The sequence below is a fragment of the Cellvibrio polysaccharolyticus genome, from assembly GCF_015182315.1.
In the GTDB taxonomy this organism is placed as follows: domain Bacteria; phylum Pseudomonadota; class Gammaproteobacteria; order Pseudomonadales; family Cellvibrionaceae; genus Cellvibrio; species Cellvibrio polysaccharolyticus.
In genome coordinates, this window is record NZ_PRDL01000001.1 from 1,806,707 (window position 1) to 1,823,201 (window position 16,495).

A 16,495-nucleotide genomic window follows, 5' to 3' on the forward strand; every position below is an offset into this window, starting at 1 on the left:
CAGGCTTCTCAGGTGTGCGCGGGAGTAGTTGGCGCTTTAACGCTTTGGTCATGCCTATTGTTCGGGAGCCTGCTAATATCGGCATCTGGCCGGATAGCGGCTGCAATCGGGATAGATATTGAGCATGTTAACCGTTAAAAAAATGCGCTCCTTCGTGGGATTAACCTTCCTCGGGGGATTTATGGTGGTGTTGCCACTGGTGATTTTTGTGTTGTTGTTGTACTGGTTGCTGGGGCTGTTGCGCTCCATCATTCGCCCGATGAGCGATTGGCTGACCACCTGGACAGCGATGGCTCATTTCGCGGCAGATCTGCTGGTGATCGGGCTGCTGCTGAGTCTGTTTTTTGTGATCGGTTTGCTGGTGCGCACCCGTATGGGCAGCTGGGCGCGTGAACTGATGGATCATTGGCTGGGCAAACTGGCACCAGGCTACAGCACCATTCGTGAAGTGGTGATGCAGTTGATCGGCGGGGAGGGCAATACCTCACTGTTGAATGGGCAGGTATGCCGGGCGTATTTGATGGGGCGGGTGCATGGCGTATCGGTCACCGGGATTATTACCGAAAACCACGCGAACGGGGATTACACCGTTTACGTTCCTACCGCGCCGATTCCTACCTCCGGTTTTGTTTACCACCTGAGCGCAGATTGCGTGGATATCTTGCCGCATGTTGGCGTAGAAGCAGCGATGCGCACCGTTATTGCTTGCGGCAGCGGATCGCGCATTTTGTCAGAGATTCCCGAGGTGGCACCATCACCCAACCGTGATCAGGTGTAACGGCGCCGCAGGATGTGAGGGCAGGTTCAGGATTCTTCTGTAGCCGGGTTTTCCCGGCTTTCGACATAGGCAACGGCCATGGCTACGGCCTGCTTGATGCGATTATCAATGTCCTGCATTTCTGATGACGACAAAAAGAAAGTCATATCAACATTATGACGAATGTATTTTGCCGGTAGCTGATTGAGGGCGATGCAGGCAACGTCAGCAAGGTAGCTGCGCTCCTGTCGTGCGCGCGGGTGTTGCGAGATGATCAGTTGCAGCACCGGCTGTTCATAATAATTACGAATGAAGTCATCATCGATATCATCGCTCATGCTGCGGTACCCATTGTTATTTCGAATCATAAAGTTTCCTTCCAGTGGCCGGCGGAACAGCATTATCAACGTCGGGACACCCGAATGAAGTCCTGTTCAGGTGATACTAACCGTTTACTGTAGCAGTTTTTGCCGACGAGGTGCTGTGTCGGTTAAACACGTTTTCGCATTAAGTTGCGAATAATGAAGCGGCCAGGATGCAAGGCGCGAGCCAGTTGCTTGTCGACCGGCAAGGGCTCGTTGTTGATCTGGCAGGCAAGCAGCTCTGCACACAAGGGCGTGTAAGCCAGCCCGCGCGAGCCGTGGCCAACATTGACGAATAGCCCCGGCCAATATTTACCGGGCGTGGCTATTTCGGTTTTTGCATCTTTGCGCAGCAGGGAATAGTCATGCAGAAAGGCATCGTATTGCGGTAACTGCCCGACCATGGGCAAATAATCCGGGGTAGCTGCGCGAAAGCAAACACGACCACCGCTTATCTGCGTGCTCTCAACCCGGTGCTCTGGCCCCAATAAGGTATTGAGGTTATTAAGGTTGTGTTGATGATCTTCCGCACGAATTTCCCGGTCGTCGTCATTGAGTGAAAAGGTTGCGCCGGCACAATGTGTTGCTGGCGTACCGGTTGCCGGAGAAAAATAACCCTCGGCACAAATCACCCGCTGCACGCCACGGGTGCGTTCGGTTGCTGACAGCCAGGTGGTTTGTCCGCGAATAGATTTCATGGGTAGATGCTGACTTTGCGAAAAGAGCGATGCTTCGTGCGCATTGGCAATGATGGCGACATTGGCCTGATGCAGCTGGCCGCTGCTATCCCGCGCTTGCCATCCATCAATATATTGGCTGAGTTCAATGATATTGGTGGAGGTTAACGTGCGAACGTTCGGGTGCGATGTCAGTAGTTCACACAGCCGTTGTGGCGCTATCCAGCCAGCATTCGGAAAGTGCAGGCCGCCATGTTGCAGCGCGATGCCGGCAAGCTGTGAGGCTTGCTGTTGATCTACAAACTGCACCAGCGCCGGGTAATTACCGAACAGCGGTTTCAGACTGTCTTGCCAGCGTTGTTCGTTGTCGTCGCTGGCCAGTTGCAGCACACCGCAGGCGCTGCCTATCGATTCGTCCTGCCAAAAGGGCGCGTAATAACGCAGCGCATATTGCAGACAACTCAAATTAAATAACGCCTGGGTTTCCAATTTGGGGGAAAGACGGGCGTAAACAATGCCTTGCAGATTGCCGGAAGCGCCGTTGGCGATGTGAGGGTCGCGCTCCAGCAAAGTAACCTGCCAGCCGCGACAGGCCAGCGCATAAGCCGTATGGCACCCGGCCAGCCCGCCACCGATCACCAGAGCGCTACGTTGGCTGAAGGTTTCCGGTTGATGGGTGAGGCTCCAGCCTGGCTCGGCAGGCAAGGGCGGCAAATCGGCAACGGGCACATCACTGGCAAGGGGTTCCGCTGATGGCGCTGCAACTACCGCTTTGACCATCTCACGTTTGCGGCCAAAGCCGGGCACTTTTTTAACCTTGAAACCGGCGCCGCGTAAACCGCGTTTCACAATGCCGGCGGCGCTGAAGGTGGCAGCAGTGGTAGCCGTTCCGCTGAGCCGTAGAATTGCGGCAAAAAGCGCGTCGGTCCACATTTCCGGGTTTTTTGCCGGGGCAAAACCGTCCAGAAACCAGGCATCAATAACCGCCTGCTGATGGTGCAGCTGGCGGCTAGTCAGCTGGCAAAACATGTCGGCGGCATCGCCGATCATCAAGGTCAATTGAACCTTGCCTTCGTCAAACAGCACGCGGTGAAAACCGGCATGTAAAAAGGCCGGGTATTGCGCAATCAGGTTGTCGGCAAGGTCGCTCAGTTCCGGCCACAGCGAGAGGCTTTTTTTCAAATCAGCCGGGGAGAGCGGGTATTTTTCGGCGCTGATAAAGTGCAGGCGCGCCGTCGGGTTGGCGGTTTGTCGCCATAGCTGCCAGGCGGCGAGAAAGTTCAGGCCCGAGCCGAAGCCGGTTTCACCAATACTGAAAACGTCATGCGCGCCCAGCCCGCCAAATCGCTCGGGCAACTGGTTGTGCTGCAAAAAAACGTGGCGGGTTTCTTCCAGCCCGTTCAGTTTGGAAAAGTAAACATCGCCAAATTGACGGGAAACCGGTTGGCCTTCTTCATCCCACTGTAACTCTGCTGGTCGGGTCGGGTCTGACATTTATAAACCGAATTCCTGCAGCACTTGCTGGCACCATTCCTGGATGCGGTCTTCGCTCAGCGCGAATTCATTTTCTTCATCCAGTGCCAGGCCGACAAAACAGCTTTTATCGGCTGTCAGTGCTTTGGATTCTTCGAACTGGTAACCGGCTGCTGGCCAGTATCCGCACGGAATGGCGCCGAGGTTAAGCAGTTTGCTGTGCAAGTAGCCCATGGCATCGAGAAACCATTCCGGGTAACCCACCTGATCACCAAGGCCGAAAATAGCCACTTTTCGACCTTTGAAATTGACCTCATCCAGCTCATCCCAGATTTCTTCCCAATCTTCCTGTAATTCGCCGTAGTCCCAGGTGGGAATGCCAAAAATCAGGTAATCGTAGAATTCAGCGCTGACAACCGGGGTGTCGGTAATGTTGAAAATATCGGTACGGGCTTCACCCAGCACAGCGCGTATTTTTTCAGCGGCCATTTCGGTGTAGCAGGTGGAGCTGCCATAAAACAGGCCGATTTGTGCATGGCTCATAACAGTGTCACCCATTCTTCCAGCCATGCCAGCGCCAGCGCTTCCGGGTCTTCACCTTCGGAGGCATCAATCACCAGCGGTTCGCCAATGCGCACCGCGCCCAAGTCGGCAAATGCCGCATCCAGCGCTGCGCCGCCTTCATTGAAGGTGGTGTAGCAGCTGTCACCCAGATTGATGCACCCATAGCGGCGGCCAGCGATGGCGGGGTAGCTGCGAGTGAGTTCAAGATATAAAGGCTGGATATCGTCCGGCAAATCACCGGAGCCGGTGTTGGAGGTGCAAATAAGGATGATTTCGTTCGGGTTGCGCAGCAGGGCAGCAGCGTCCGGGCGCAAATTGACTTCGGCGGTGTATCCCAACGCTTGCAGTCGCTGTGCGACCACCTCGGCAACCCCTTCAGCGGTGCCCGACATAGTGCCCGTAAAAATCTGTATTGACGTCATCATGCTGCTCCTGCGCTAAAAAAACACCGCGCATGATAGAGGGTTTGGGGCAGATAACAAACTGCCCGAATGCGGTATTGCCAAGCTAGCTTGATCCCGGATAGCCGAGTTGGCGCCAGGCCTCATACACCATGACGGCTACCGCGTTGGACAGGTTCATACTGCGGCTACCCGCCTGCATGGGAATGCGCAACACCTGATCTTGCGGTAAGGACTCGCGAATGCTGGCCGGCAGGCCCCGGGTTTCCGGGCCAAATACCAGGTAATCACCGGCCACAAAGGCTGCATCACTATGGGCTTTGTGGCCCTTGGTGCTTAACGCAAAAAGTCGCTGCGGGCGGCAACTTTCCAAAAAGGCGTCCCAGTTTTGATGGCGGCTCAGGGTTTGCCATTCGGCATAATCGAGGCCGGCGCGGGTGAGTTTTTTGTCATCCATCTCGAAACCGAGCGGTTCAATCAAATGCAGCTGACAGCCGGTATTGGCGGCGAGGCGGATGATATTGCCGGTGTTGGGAGGAATTTCCGGCTCAAATAGCACGATATTTAACATGGTCATCAGTTTCCGGAGATGCGTCGGATAGTGAAGCGGTAAAATATCGACTGTTCTTCGAAAATGCCAGTGTTCCCCTCGCAGTGGTCGTGGAATCCGGCAATAATGGCAGCCTTAATCCGATTGCAGGAGTTGCGCTGACCGATGGATATGACCATTACCACCCCCAGCCTGTTGTTCCCGGCAATTTCCTTACTGTTATTGGCCTACACCAACCGTTTTGTGGTGTTAACCAATGTCATTCGTCAGCTCAGCAGTAGTGACGACGCCATTTCCCGGGATGTAGTACGGCGGCAGATCGATAACCTGCGCCGACGGGTGCAAATTATCCGCGCGATGCAGGCTTTTGGCGTGCTCTCGTTTGTGTTTTGTACCTTGTCGATGTTTGCCCTGTTGCTGCAATGGTTAATGCCGGGCCAGTGGTTATTTGCCACCAGTTTGATTTTGCTGGTGATCTCCCTGTTGTGTTCGTTTTACGAGGTTCACATTTCTACCAATGCGATCAATATCGAATTGGAAAAATTTGACCAGCACCGCAAAACGAAATAATCACCCCGCCCATGGTGCGGCGGGATGATTCATGACAGACTTTGCGCCGTATTTTTGTGTGGAAACCGCCGTGATAATTCCTTTTGAACAATTGTCTTCAGATGCCCTGCAAGGCCTGATTGAAGATTTTGTAACCCGTGATGGCACCGACTACGGCATGGAAGAAATCCCGCTCGATGAACGCGTTGAGCGGGTAAGGCGCCAGTTGAAGCAAGGCACAGTGGTGATTGTGTTTGATACGGCAACAGAGTCGGTAACCTTGCTCACCCGTCAGGACTACGACCAGCTCACCCGTCATGGCATTTGAACTGACCAACCGCTGTGCCGCGCCGATAGCGCGCTTTCTCTTCGCCCATGGTGCCGGTGCGCCATGTGATAGTGACTTTATGAATAGCCTCAGCGATTTGCTGGTGGCGCGTCATATCGAGGTGGTTCGTTTTGAATTTGCCTACATGGCACAGCGGCGTATCGACGGCATTAAACGCCCGCCCGCCCGTGAGCCGGTATTAACGGCGCAATGGCAAGACATGATCAACCGCTATCGTCATACCGAACCGGAGCTACCTTTATTTATCGGGGGGAAATCCATGGGCGGACGTATGGCGAGTCTGGTCGCTGATGCGGCGGTTGTTAGCGGCCTGATTTGTCTGGGTTATCCTTTTCATCCGCAACGCAAGCCCGACGTGCTTCGCGTTGCGCATCTCGCGCAGCTGGCTACGCCAACCTTGATTGTGCAGGGCACGCGTGATGCGCTGGGTAATCGCGACGAGGTCGGTGATTACCGGTTATCGCCTGCCATCCGGTTACACTGGCTTGAAGATGGCGATCACGATCTGGCGCCGCGGGTAAAATCCGGTTTTACCCATCAACAACATTGGGTGTCTGCTGCTGACGCCATTGAAATATTTATTCGGGAAAAGTTGAGGAATTCGTGAACCATTTATTTTTACATTGCCGTCCCGGATTTGAAAAAGAATGCGCGGCTGAAATTACCGACCTGGCCAACGATGCCGGATTTTTTGGTTACAGCAAAACCCGCGATAACGCCGCTTTTGTTGAGTTTATTACACATGAGCCGGACGGCGCCTTGCAATTGATACAACAATTGCCGTTCCGGCAGATGATTTTTACCCGGCAGTGGTTTGCTGGCCCCGGGCGTGTCACTGACTTGCCAGTGACGGATCGCCTTACGCCGTTACTGGCCGTCGTTGAAAGTTTTCCGCCGGCGGGCGCATTGATTGTAGAAACGCCGGATACCAATGACGGAAAAGAACTGGGTGCGCTGGGTAAAAAATTTGCGGTGCCTTTCACCAAAGCGTTACAGACGCGCAAAAAATTGATTAATCGCTCTGCCTGGCAATTGCATCTGGTTTTTTTGTCGGGTACAGAAGCTTGTGTGGGGGTGAGCCCTGTTGCCAATAGTTCACAATGGGTGATGGGCATTCCGCGTTTGCGTATGCCTTCCAGTGCTCCCAGCCGTGCCACGCTCAAACTGGAAGAAGCCTGGCATCACTTTGTGCCGGCACAGGAGTGGGACGATCGTCTGGCGCTGAGCATGAAGGCAGTCGATCTGGGGGCAGCACCCGGCGGTTGGACCTGGCAATTGGTAAAGCGGGGCATGTTTGTAGACGCTATTGATAATGGCCCTATGGATAAAGCCTTGATGGACAGCGGACAGGTGAATCACATACTGGCGGACGGTTTTGTTTATGAGCCGAAAAAACCGGTAGATTGGCTGGTGTGCGATATCGTCGACAAACCGGCTCGGGTCGCGGGGATGATTTCGCGTTGGGTTACCAAAGGTTGGTGCCGCGAGGTGGTGTTCAACCTGAAGTTGCCGATGAAACAGCGTTATGCAGAAGTTAAAAAGTGCGAAGAGCGGTTGATGGCAGAGATGGAATCGGCAGGCATTCGTGCGACCATCAACTTCAAGCAGTTGTACCATGACCGCGAAGAAGTTACCGGACATTTGCGCGTGCTGTCGCCTTCACGCTTCGGCCAGTGATCCCCTGTTTGGATAGATTGTTTTGACACATTGTTCTGGCTCATTGTTCTGACAAATGAGCCGAATGATAAGCGGGTTCGCAATCAATGCAGCAGCGATAAAGCGGTCAATCATGCAGTTGTCGGCGGGGCATATTGAAGCAATAAATCACTCGGAAAAGCGGTAGATGCCTCGGCATCGCTGCTTTGCTAGTGGTATGCCACCTGATCAAATGCGGCGTTCTCAAGAATCCATTCGGCAACCCCGGCCCACACTTCAATCAAATCCCGCAGTATGTGGAAGTGGCTGGGTGGCATGTCTTTTTTCAGCAAGGCATCCCGTGCAATCTCATTCAAATTACCAACTACTTGAATAATATTGAGGGTTCCGAGCAGTTCAATCAGATCGGGCGTAAATACCACATCGTTTATAGAATGCGAATTATGCTCCTGATCGCGAATTTTCAGCTCGGTCAGGGCGTTTTTGATCAAAAATGCCAGTAGCGGGTTATGATTGCGCAGGAGCCTGAAGGTAAACTCCATTGTCTGGTGATTCAGTACGTTAACGGGCTCACTGGCCTCAAACATCGAGTGCCGGGACATCTGCCATATTCCTCTAAACGTTGGTTGATTTGTCTGTTATTTGCTCTTTCTACAATTGTAGCAAGCTATTTCACTAATTGGTTTTTTTTATAAATGATGTTGAGTTATGAGCAAATCCGTTGATAAAACCCTTGATACCTCCGGCCTGCTTTGCCCTGAGCCGGTGATGATGTTGCACAAAGCGGTGCGCGAGATTCAGGGCGGGCAAGTCATTGAAGTGATTGCCACTGACCCGTCCACCACCCGCGACATCCCCAAATTTTGCACCTTTCTTGGCCATGAACTGCTCAGTCAGGAAGAGATTGGCAATACCTGGGTTTATCGCATCCGGAAAAAAGAAGGGTGATTCCGCTCGCAAGCAGCTAGCTGAAACCGGCCATAAAAAAAGCCACCGACCGCGAGGTCAATGGCTTTCCGGGTTGAGTGATAGCTCAATATAGCGTTTCAGCCGTGAAAACTCAGACGCCGTCTACCAGCATGGAGATGGCTGCCAGAGCTTCCGGGTCTTCTGCCTTGATCTTGTTGGCAATTTGATGTTGGAAGAAATAGCGAAAGTTGTCATTGGTTTGTGCCGCGTACAAACAATCATCACCCGGCAATACCGGTGTACTGATGACCTTGGTATGGTCGGTCAGCATGCCGTAAATCTTGCCGCTGTTTAACAAGCGCCAGCTGATCACTTCCATCAGTGACAGACGGTTGGTTGTTGGTGTGGCCAGCACGGCGTGGGTGCCAATGGTGTCCGGCAATTCCTGCACAATATCGTCTTCGTGTTCACATTGCAGTTCGTAATATTCGGCAGCGGTTTCCAGTTCAATGACCTTGTGAATCGGGGCTTCGAAAAACACGTCATCAATACCCTGATCGTAATAGCCTTCCCAGTGACCGTTTAACGGATCACAGATATCCGGACAGGGCACGATATCGTTCAACCAGGGAACCAGGCCCACCACCTCGCCGTTGGCTTTCAAGCCCCAGCAGAGAATTTTCAGGCTGAACAGTTTGTCGGAGCTGGCATCGTTGGAGTAGAGCATTTCAAGGCCGTCAAGCTCGGGAGCAAGGCGAATAAAGCGCTCATCATGAAGTTGCGAGAAGGTTTTGCCCGTGAAAAGGTCCACTACGTTATCCGTATTGTGGCCTTGATTTGAGGTCTTCATAATACCACCCCCTTGGATGAGGCAGAAACGAGCTGAAAGCTCCGGAAACGGCGATTTGGCATCCGCCATTACTTATAAAGTATATCGTAATGGCCGAAACCACAACTCTGGCGCCGAAATAATTACAATAACGTCGATTACTGCCGGACGCAGCTGCAACCGACGTTGAGACCACTTTATTTGAGAAATGTTATGAAAATTGTTGCCGATGAAAATATCCCGCTGGTGGATGCGTTTTTTGAAGGAGTGGGGCAGGTAGTGAAACGTCCTGGGCGCCAGCTCTCGGCGGCGGATGTCAACGCTGCTGATGCGCTGCTGGTGCGCTCGGTTACACTCGTCAACGCTACCTTGTTGGCGAATGCGCCCTCGGTTTCTTTTGTTGGTACTTGCACCATCGGCATTGATCATCTGGATACCGATTATTTTCAGGAGAACCATATTACCTGGTCCAGTGCGCCTGGCTGCAATGCCTTGTCCGTGGTGGAATATGTTTACGCGGCTTTATGTCATCTTGATGTGAATTGGCAGGGTAAGAAGTTTGGCATTATCGGTTGCGGCAATGTGGGCGGTCTTTTATATCGCCGCTTGAAAGCGCAGGGGATGGATTGCTATTGCTACGATCCTTTATTGACCGCAGAACAAAACCCGGATTTATATGATCTGGACACGGTATTGTCCTGCGACATCATCAGTATGCACACGCCTTTGACCAAAACCGGTGCGCATCCCAGTTTTCATTTGATCGGTGCAGCGCAGCTGGCGCGCTTGAAACCCGGTACGGTTTTGCTGAACTGTGGCCGCGGCCCGGTGATTGATAACCAGGCGCTGCTGGAATTTTTGCAACAACCTAATGACGTGCGTGTAGTGCTCGATGTGTGGGAGCCGGAACCGGTTATCTGCCGTGCGCTGCAGGAAAAAGTGAAAATTGGCACACCGCATATTGCCGGCTACAGTTACGACGGCAAACTGAACGGCACCGAGATGATTTATCAGGCGCTGTGTCGTCACCTGAAAAAAGATCCGGAAGTCACGCTCAAGCAGCTGGTTCCTCCGTTGGCCGATAACCGCCGGGTATTTGCCGACGGTGATAGCTGGGCAGCGCTGAAACAATTAATTGCCAGTATTTACAACATTGCCGCTGATGACGCCGCCATGCGTGCACTTGCTCAAACAGCGGGTGCGGATGATGAGGTGTTTGGTCGCGGGTTTGATAATTTGCGCAAGCAATACCCGGTACGCCGTGAATTCCATAATTACCTTGTTGAATGCCCGGACAACTCGCACGTTGTGTCCTGGTTGAACTCGCTGGGTTTTAACACCGTCACCCGCGAGAGCAAGTAGCGATATGAGCAGGCAAGTTATTATTGATCAGGTGCAGGCATTTCTCGCAGCACAAAACCCTGCCGATCCTCAGGTTGATAGCCGCCGTTTATTCCACGGTCGCGGGCAGTGTTTTGCGGGTCTTGAATTTATCTGTGTGGATTATTTTCAACCGGTCATTTTAATGACCTGTTTTCGCGAGCCACCGGCAGGGTTTGTTGAAGCGCTGAGCAATGGGCTGCAACCGCTGGTGCAGCCGGGCTTGTTCGATACCCTGGTGGTACAACATCGCTATCAGCAAGGCGCGCCCGCTGACGTTCTGTTTGGTGAACTGCCCGGGCAACCGCTGGCAAACCGCCAGGGGCTGCAATTTTTACTGTCGCTGTCGTCCCGACAAAACACCGGCTTTTTTCTCGATATGGAGCCGGGCAGGGCGTGGCTGGCGCAACATGCGCACGGTAAGCGAATTCTTAATTTATTTGCCTACACCTGTGCTTTTTCCGTAGTTGCGGTGGCCGCCGGTGCCAGCCGGGTGGTCAATGTGGACATGAGCCGCAGCGCCCTGGAAACCGGCCGACGCAATCATCAGGTCAACGATCTGCCGGGTGAGCGCAGTGAGTTTATGACTGAAAACATCCTCAAATCCTGGGGTCGTATTCGCCGTAAAGGGCCCTATGATCTGGTGATTATTGATCCGCCGTCTTACCAGCCGGGCAGTTTTGTAGCGCTGAAAGATTATGTGCGAGTGATTCGACGGATTCCCGAGCTGATGCCGGATGGCGGGTTGGTGCTGGCGTGTTTGAATGCGCCGGAAGTGGGCACGGCTTTTCTGGAATCGGCTTTTGCCGAGGCTTGTCCGGGCAGTGAGCTGATCACGCGCCTTGAACCTTCTGCGGATTTTCCGGACGTAGATGCCGAGCAACAACTGAAATTGCTGGTGTTTCAATACCAGCCTTTGCCGATCAGTTCAGCAGCGGATGAGCCAGAATTGTCTGCACCGCTTCTTCAATAAGGCGGGATGACTGGCTATTTAGCGCGGTTCTGAGCCATTCAATATGGGTCAGTGAAACGTCTGGCAGGGCAGTGTCGGTGTTGGTATCGGTGGAAAAATGCCGGTCTGACGCGGCTACCGCCAGCGTCACGGGCGAAAACAGAATAACCAACGCCTTGCGGGAAAGGGTGGTTTGATCCAACGCTTCCTGGCGGATGGTCGTGGCATAACGGATAAGCCCGGTTTCTGCCAGCCATAGCATGGTGCTGAAGCAAGATTGAAAACGTGCTGACGGCAGCCCGAATTCATCCGGTGTATTCGGGCCGCTGATATCGTCGGCGTAGAGAATAATCGTATTCGGGAAGTGGTTGTACAACTGAACCAGAATACGTGCGGTGTCGCGGTAAAAATCGGTCATGTGCAAATCAGCCATTTTTACCGGACACCTTTCGCTCGGGTTTGTACTCAGGCTTGAGTATAGCGTTCAAGGAAGTAACCCAGGCGTTCAATCGCGCGCGTCAGGTCATCTTTCCTCGGCAGGAAAACAATCCGGAAGTGATCGCAATTCGGCCAGTTAAACGCTGAGCCCTGAACCAGCAGGATTTTTTCCTGAATCAGAAAGTCGAGCACCATTTGCTCGTCATTTTTGATTTTGTGGCGGTTAAGATCAATTTTCGGAAACAGATACATAGCGCCTTTCGGCTTGACGCAGGAAACGCCAGGCAACTGGGCAATTGCGTCCACAGCGGCATCGCGCTGCTCGCGCAAACGGCCACCTTTCACAATCAGCTCGTTGATGCTCTGGTAGCCGCCCAATGCCGTTTGCACCGCATACATGGCTGGCACGTTGGCACACAGCCGCATGGACGACAGCATTTCGATGCCTTCAATGTAGCTTTTTGCATAATGCTTGGCTCCGCTGATCACCATCCAGCCGGAACGGAAACCCGCCAGCCGATAGGCTTTGGACAGGCCGTTGAAACTGACACACAGCACGTCCTGAGCGAGCCGGGCCATGGGTACGAACTCGGCGTCGTCATACAAAATTTTGCTGTAAATTTCGTCAGAGAAAATAATCAGGTTGTGGCGGCGCGCCACCTCTACGATTTGCTCCAGTAATGCCTGGCTGTAAACCGCACCGGTCGGGTTGTTGGGGTTGATAACCACAATACCGCGGGTATTGCTGGTGATCTTTTTCTCAATATCGGCAATGTCCGGGAACCAATCTGCCTCTTCATCACACAGATAGTGAACGGCTTTGCCGCCGGCCAGATTTACCGCGGCAGTCCACAGCGGGTAGTCGGGCGCAGGCACGAGAATTTCGTCGCTGTCGTTGAGCAGCGCTTGCATGGCCATGACGATCAGTTCGCTGGCGCCATTGCCCAGAAAAATATCGTTAATATCCACGCCGGGGATTTGCAGGCGCTGGCATTCCTGCATAATGGCTTTACGGGCAGCAAACAGGCCGCGTGACGCGGTATAACCTTCGGCATCGGGAAGGTTGCGAATCACGTCCTGGATAATTTCGTCGGGGGCGGCAAAACCGAAGGGCGCAGGGTTACCAATATTAAGTTTCAGGATGCGTTGACCTTCTTCTTCAAGACGGTAAGCATGCTGGAGAACCGGGCCGCGAATGTCATAGCAAACACCGGCAAGCTTGTCGGATTTCTTAATGGTGTTCATTTGCAGTAAGATGCCTTTATACCTGAATAAAGCTTGGAATCATCAAGGTTCGCAGGCGGTTGTGTCAAGGAGTTCATCATGTCTGATCAAGAAAAGTTTGGCGATGAATACTGGCGTCGCACGCTGACGCCAGAGCAATATCGCATCTGTCGCCAGAAGGGCACAGAAGCGCCTTTTACCGGAGAATACTGGCAGGTTTTTGCCGATGGTATTTACCGCTGCCGCTGTTGTGGCGAGCCATTATTTGATGCCGATACCAAATTTGATGCGGGCTGCGGATGGCCAAGTTTTTCCGCGCCGATTGCAGAAGAAAATATTCAGGAAGAATTTGATAGCAGTTACGGTATGCGCCGCACCGAGGTGTTATGCAAAAAATGTGGTGGTCATCTGGGGCATGTCTTTCCCGATGGGCCAGCTCCCACAGGGTTGCGATATTGCATCAATTCGGCATCCGTTGTTTTGAAAGACAAGCCGGCGTCCTGAACCCATGGTGCAAAGTAAAACGGGAGCTGTTTGGCAGCTCCCGTTTTTTTGATCAATCGTAAATCTGTTTCTTTTTCCAATTTTCCTCTCCGGCAAAACTCTCCCATTCCTTACTGGCGGGCTCCTGTTCCGGTTGTTCAACCGGTGGTGGGCTGGATGTTTGCTTTTCCAGGGCTTCGATGCGCTGGCTGATTTTCTCAATAAATTTATCGTACTGATTATTGCCGTTTTCGGCTTCCATGGATTTTTTCGCCTGCAGCAGGTGATGAATCGCCAGCCGGGGTTTGCCCAGTTGCTGCGCCTGACGCGCCTGCAAGGTAAGGGCATCGACCGTAATTTGTAAAATCAGACGTTTTACCTGGTCATTGAGTACGGCGGCTTGTACCGGATTGATCTGTTTGGACGCTTCCTGGGAAACAATAAACCGATGCAATTCCTGTAATTGCTGACGAACTTCTTTAATCTGTTCCAGACTTTCGAGTTTGACGCGCTGTTGTGGCGCAGACTGCTTCAGCGTCGCCAGCTCGGCGTTGTAAAGGGCAAGGTCTGCTTTATGCGTACTGTTCTCCGGCTCAAGGCGCACCAGTTCTTCGCTGGTGGTGATCAGTGCGCGGTAAACCAGTGCGCCCAGCTCAGAGGGTAAAAACCCTGGCGGGTAGCCACCGGTCATATGTTTGAAATTGCGTTCACGGGTTTTGAGTGCGGTAACCAGGCGCTGTCGCTGCACTTTACGCTGTTGCAGGTTATAGGAGATAAACCGGTAGCTGACCATCAGTACCAGCAGAGCGATGATGCCCGAGATAATGTATAGCGACATAGTTATATTCTTGCGCGATGCAGTAGGTGAGCGGCGGTTATTGAATCGAGTATAGCACCAATCATGATGTTGAGTTTGGCGACTTGCAAGACCATATTGATTAATTAATCGCAGATTTGCTCATTGTTCGTACGTAAAAGGCGGCTTCTCTAAGTTCTTGTTTCCAAAGTTATAAATATTTTACAAAAGTGTTGACAGCCTATCGGATGAACCCTAAAATGCGCCCCACTTCAAGCGAGTAACGAAGTTTGAAGGTTCCGGGTCCCCTTCGTCTAGTGGCCTAGGACACCGCCCTTTCACGGCGGTAACAGGGGTTCGACTCCCCTAGGGGATGCCATGCGGGAATAGCTCAGTTGGTAGAGCACGACCTTGCCAAGGTCGGGGTCGCGAGTTCGAGTCTCGTTTCCCGCTCCAATTTTTTGGGTCCGGAAGTAGTAAAAGTTAGTGTGCATTATCCTGTGTCCCCTTCGTCTAGTGGCCTAGGACACCGCCCTTTCACGGCGGTAACAGGGGTTCGACTCCCCTAGGGGATGCCACTGCGGGAATAGCTCAGTTGGTAGAGCACGACCTTGCCAAGGTCGGGGTCGCGAGTTCGAGTCTCGTTTCCCGCTCCAAATTGTGATTTGTTAATTTCATTGAAATTTGCAAATTGATAAAAAAGCCGAAAGATTATGTCTTTCGGCTTTTTTTTGCGTGTTCGCTCCTGAAATAAGTTTACATCTTGGAGATCTATTTTGGAAAAGATTATCTCTTCGGTATTAAGCGAACCCAGCGTGATTATTTCCTTGTCTTTAATTTGATCTTGTCGATCAAATCGAGATGATGCTCTGTTACAATTTTCTACGATAATGTGGATCAAATGCAGTACGAAGGAGGCGCTGGAAAGAGTGACGGATAACATTGGATCAAACACTATTCATGAAGCGACAGCTGCAGCGCTAGGCTTTTATTTTCAGAGCCAGTTTGCGTTACTGACGCTCATTTCGCAGACGGCCAGTGAGGCCGCTGTAGCGGTCGAGCGTTTGGACGATGTTGAGCTAAAGGTCGATGGGCAACACCTGTTGTATCAGCTCAAGCACTCTATCCAGAGTAATCCTCCTCCTGTTACTCTCGCATCCGTGGCGTTCTGGAAAACCATCAAGGTGTGGATCGACGTCCTACCTCTTGTTTCCCTCGCGGATACCACATTCCACCTTGTTTCAGTTGGCAAAGTGCCAGTTGATTCACCGCTAGCGGCTCTGTGCGATCCGAACAGCGACCGCGAAGCCCTGCTGCTGGCGATGGAAGAAGAGGCAGATCGAGTAATCGCCGAGCGAACTAAAGCGAAGGCGTCGGGCGCCAGGCTTCCGCATTCTGCTAGGGCACCTGGGTGCGATGCTTTTCTTAAGCTTGACCTCAGCGCCAGGTTGAGCATGCTGCGCCGAATGATTATTCAGCAGGACAGCAAGACCATTGGGCAGATACCTGCTGAGATTGCCAAGCGGTTGCATATCATTCCTCGCCCACAACGGCAGCAGGCAGCGGAGCGCCTGTTGCAATGGTGGGATCAGCAAGTCGTATTCAGCTTCTGTGATAAGCGTGAACGAGTCATTCAGCGTAGCGAAATGGAGCAGAAAATATGCTCCATCATCTCGGATCTGGAGGATGGAACGCTGGTCGCCGAATTTGCAAACTTTTCGCAACCTGAGGGTTACGAGCCCGATGGAATGCTGACTCGCCAAATCGAGCTTGTGAACGGAAGGCCTTCGGATATCGCAAAGGCCATCCGCGCACAGTGGCGAGCCAAAGAGCAGCGATCCAGTTGGATCAACAATAATCCGCAAATGCGCTCGACAATCGCGAGCTACGACAGCGTGCTCACCGAGCGCTGGTCTGATCGCCATACCCAGATGGTGGAGGATTGTGCTGACGTTGAACAGGCTCAGGTTGAAGCAAGGGGGCTAGAGCTTCTGCGCTGGACTCATGAGCTCGCGCCAAATCAAGTCGAACCTATCGCTCATGGCTGGAGTGCGCATTACTACATACAAGGCACTTACCAGGTGCTTGCAATCGATCTTCACGTGGGCTGGCACGCAGACTACCTGAAGCTTCTCAAGGATTAGAG

At 52.6% G+C, this 16,495-nt stretch carries 20 protein-coding genes and 4 tRNA genes; 14 read left to right on the top strand and 10 right to left on the bottom strand.

Annotated elements, in window-relative coordinates; translation table 11 throughout:
• Positions 1-124: 124 nt before the first annotated feature.
• Positions 125-778 carry a DUF502 domain-containing protein gene (locus C4F51_RS07685; RefSeq protein WP_193908682.1) on the top strand — a complete coding sequence of 218 codons (654 nt, stop codon included), beginning with the start codon at positions 125-127 and terminating at the stop codon, positions 776-778.
• 26 nt (positions 779-804) lie between these two features.
• Here C4F51_RS07685 and C4F51_RS07690 read toward each other — a convergent pair whose 3' ends face one another.
• The 5 genes from C4F51_RS07690 to trmL form a co-directional block, all read right to left on the bottom strand.
• Entirely contained in the window at positions 805-1,125 is a 321-nt protein-coding gene (locus C4F51_RS07690) for a late competence development ComFB family protein (RefSeq protein WP_193908684.1), read from the bottom strand.
• Positions 1,126-1,247: 122 nt separating this feature from the next.
• Positions 1,248-3,290 carry a bifunctional tRNA (5-methylaminomethyl-2-thiouridine)(34)-methyltransferase MnmD/FAD-dependent 5-carboxymethylaminomethyl-2-thiouridine(34) oxidoreductase MnmC gene (mnmC, locus tag C4F51_RS07695; protein ID WP_193908686.1) on the bottom strand — a complete coding sequence of 681 codons (2,043 nt, stop codon included), beginning with the start codon at positions 3,288-3,290 and terminating at the stop codon, positions 1,248-1,250.
• Entirely contained in the window at positions 3,291-3,812 is a 522-nt protein-coding gene (gene fldB, locus C4F51_RS07700; RefSeq protein WP_193908688.1) for a flavodoxin FldB, read from the bottom strand.
• The gene (locus C4F51_RS07705; protein WP_235992300.1) at positions 3,809-4,258 is read right to left on the bottom strand and encodes a flavodoxin domain-containing protein; all 450 of its coding nucleotides are present in this window, start codon (positions 4,256-4,258) and stop codon (positions 3,809-3,811) included. Before C4F51_RS07705 ends, fldB begins: the two co-directional genes overlap by 4 nt.
• A gap of 82 nt (positions 4,259-4,340) precedes the next feature.
• Positions 4,341-4,805: a tRNA (uridine(34)/cytosine(34)/5-carboxymethylaminomethyluridine(34)-2'-O)-methyltransferase TrmL gene (trmL, locus tag C4F51_RS07710; protein ID WP_193912448.1), complete on the bottom strand. Its 465-nt coding sequence runs from the start codon at positions 4,803-4,805 to the stop codon at positions 4,341-4,343.
• A gap of 144 nt (positions 4,806-4,949) precedes the next feature.
• Here trmL and C4F51_RS07715 point away from each other — a divergent pair, with 144 nt between their 5' ends.
• From C4F51_RS07715 to rlmM, 4 genes are read left to right on the top strand one after another with little or no spacing between them, the layout of a single operon-like run.
• Positions 4,950-5,354 carry a DUF2721 domain-containing protein gene (locus C4F51_RS07715; RefSeq protein ID WP_193908690.1) on the top strand — a complete coding sequence of 135 codons (405 nt, stop codon included), beginning with the start codon at positions 4,950-4,952 and terminating at the stop codon, positions 5,352-5,354.
• A gap of 31 nt (positions 5,355-5,385) precedes the next feature.
• Positions 5,386-5,661: a YheU family protein gene (locus C4F51_RS07720; protein ID WP_193908692.1), complete on the top strand. Its 276-nt coding sequence runs from the start codon at positions 5,386-5,388 to the stop codon at positions 5,659-5,661.
• On the top strand, positions 5,651-6,289 hold the full coding sequence (locus C4F51_RS07725) for an alpha/beta family hydrolase (RefSeq protein WP_193908694.1): 639 nt from the start codon (positions 5,651-5,653) through the stop codon (positions 6,287-6,289). Before C4F51_RS07720 ends, C4F51_RS07725 begins: the two co-directional genes overlap by 11 nt.
• The gene (gene rlmM, locus C4F51_RS07730) at positions 6,286-7,359 is read left to right on the top strand and encodes a 23S rRNA (cytidine(2498)-2'-O)-methyltransferase RlmM (protein WP_193908695.1); all 1,074 of its coding nucleotides are present in this window, start codon (positions 6,286-6,288) and stop codon (positions 7,357-7,359) included. The genes C4F51_RS07725 and rlmM overlap by 4 nt, the downstream gene beginning before the upstream one ends.
• Positions 7,360-7,547: 188 nt before the next feature.
• On the opposite strand, the gene C4F51_RS07735 is transcribed toward rlmM, so the two are convergent.
• Positions 7,548-7,940, bottom strand: a complete 393-nt coding sequence (locus tag C4F51_RS07735) for a hypothetical protein (RefSeq protein WP_193908696.1) — start codon at positions 7,938-7,940, stop codon at positions 7,548-7,550.
• Positions 7,941-8,046: 106 nt separating this feature from the next.
• On the opposite strand from C4F51_RS07735, the gene tusA reads away from it, so the two are divergent.
• Complete coding sequence (gene tusA, locus C4F51_RS07740; RefSeq protein ID WP_193908697.1) at positions 8,047-8,286, top strand: sulfurtransferase TusA; 240 nt, start codon at positions 8,047-8,049, stop codon at positions 8,284-8,286.
• 112 nt (positions 8,287-8,398) lie between these two features.
• Here the strand turns inward: tusA and C4F51_RS07745 are convergent, their stop codons facing one another.
• Positions 8,399-9,097, bottom strand: coding sequence for a hypothetical protein (locus C4F51_RS07745; protein ID WP_193908698.1), 699 nt, complete (start codon positions 9,095-9,097; stop codon positions 8,399-8,401).
• Positions 9,098-9,289: 192 nt separating this feature from the next.
• Between C4F51_RS07745 and C4F51_RS07750 the strand changes: the two genes are divergently transcribed.
• Both C4F51_RS07750 and C4F51_RS07755 read left to right on the top strand, forming a co-directional pair.
• On the top strand, positions 9,290-10,438 hold the full coding sequence (locus C4F51_RS07750; RefSeq protein ID WP_193908699.1) for a 4-phosphoerythronate dehydrogenase: 1,149 nt from the start codon (positions 9,290-9,292) through the stop codon (positions 10,436-10,438).
• 4 nt (positions 10,439-10,442) lie between these two features.
• A complete protein-coding gene (locus tag C4F51_RS07755; protein ID WP_193908700.1) occupies positions 10,443-11,429 on the top strand; it encodes a class I SAM-dependent methyltransferase in 987 nt (328 codons plus the stop codon).
• Here C4F51_RS07755 and C4F51_RS07760 read toward each other — a convergent pair.
• Complete coding sequence (locus C4F51_RS07760) at positions 11,380-11,841, bottom strand: hypothetical protein (protein ID WP_193908701.1); 462 nt, start codon at positions 11,839-11,841, stop codon at positions 11,380-11,382. The two genes, C4F51_RS07755 and C4F51_RS07760, sit on opposite strands and share 50 nt — an antisense overlap.
• A gap of 32 nt (positions 11,842-11,873) precedes the next feature.
• Positions 11,874-13,091, bottom strand: a complete 1,218-nt coding sequence (locus C4F51_RS07765) for a pyridoxal phosphate-dependent aminotransferase (RefSeq protein WP_193908703.1) — start codon at positions 13,089-13,091, stop codon at positions 11,874-11,876.
• A gap of 78 nt (positions 13,092-13,169) precedes the next feature.
• Between C4F51_RS07765 and msrB the strand changes: the two genes are divergently transcribed.
• On the top strand, positions 13,170-13,574 hold the full coding sequence (gene msrB, locus C4F51_RS07770; protein WP_193908705.1) for a peptide-methionine (R)-S-oxide reductase MsrB: 405 nt from the start codon (positions 13,170-13,172) through the stop codon (positions 13,572-13,574).
• A 52-nt stretch (positions 13,575-13,626) separates the two neighbouring features.
• Here msrB and C4F51_RS07775 read toward each other — a convergent pair whose 3' ends face one another.
• On the bottom strand, positions 13,627-14,391 hold the full coding sequence (locus C4F51_RS07775) for a hypothetical protein (protein ID WP_193908707.1): 765 nt from the start codon (positions 14,389-14,391) through the stop codon (positions 13,627-13,629).
• 261 nt (positions 14,392-14,652) lie between these two features.
• Here C4F51_RS07775 and C4F51_RS07780 point away from each other — a divergent pair.
• The 5 genes from C4F51_RS07780 to C4F51_RS07800 all read left to right on the top strand — a co-directional run bounded on the left by C4F51_RS07780 (position 14,653) and on the right by C4F51_RS07800 (position 16,493).
• Positions 14,653-14,728: transfer RNA gene (locus tag C4F51_RS07780), tRNA-Glu, on the top strand.
• Position 14,729: 1 nt separating this feature from the next.
• Positions 14,730-14,805, top strand: a tRNA-Gly gene (locus tag C4F51_RS07785).
• 46 nt (positions 14,806-14,851) lie between these two features.
• A tRNA-Glu gene (locus tag C4F51_RS07790) sits at positions 14,852-14,927 on the top strand.
• A 2-nt stretch (positions 14,928-14,929) separates the two neighbouring features.
• Positions 14,930-15,005, top strand: a tRNA-Gly gene (locus C4F51_RS07795).
• A gap of 273 nt (positions 15,006-15,278) precedes the next feature.
• On the top strand, positions 15,279-16,493 hold the full coding sequence (locus C4F51_RS07800) for an ABC-three component system protein (protein ID WP_202987643.1): 1,215 nt from the start codon (positions 15,279-15,281) through the stop codon (positions 16,491-16,493).
• Positions 16,494-16,495 lie beyond the last annotated feature (2 nt).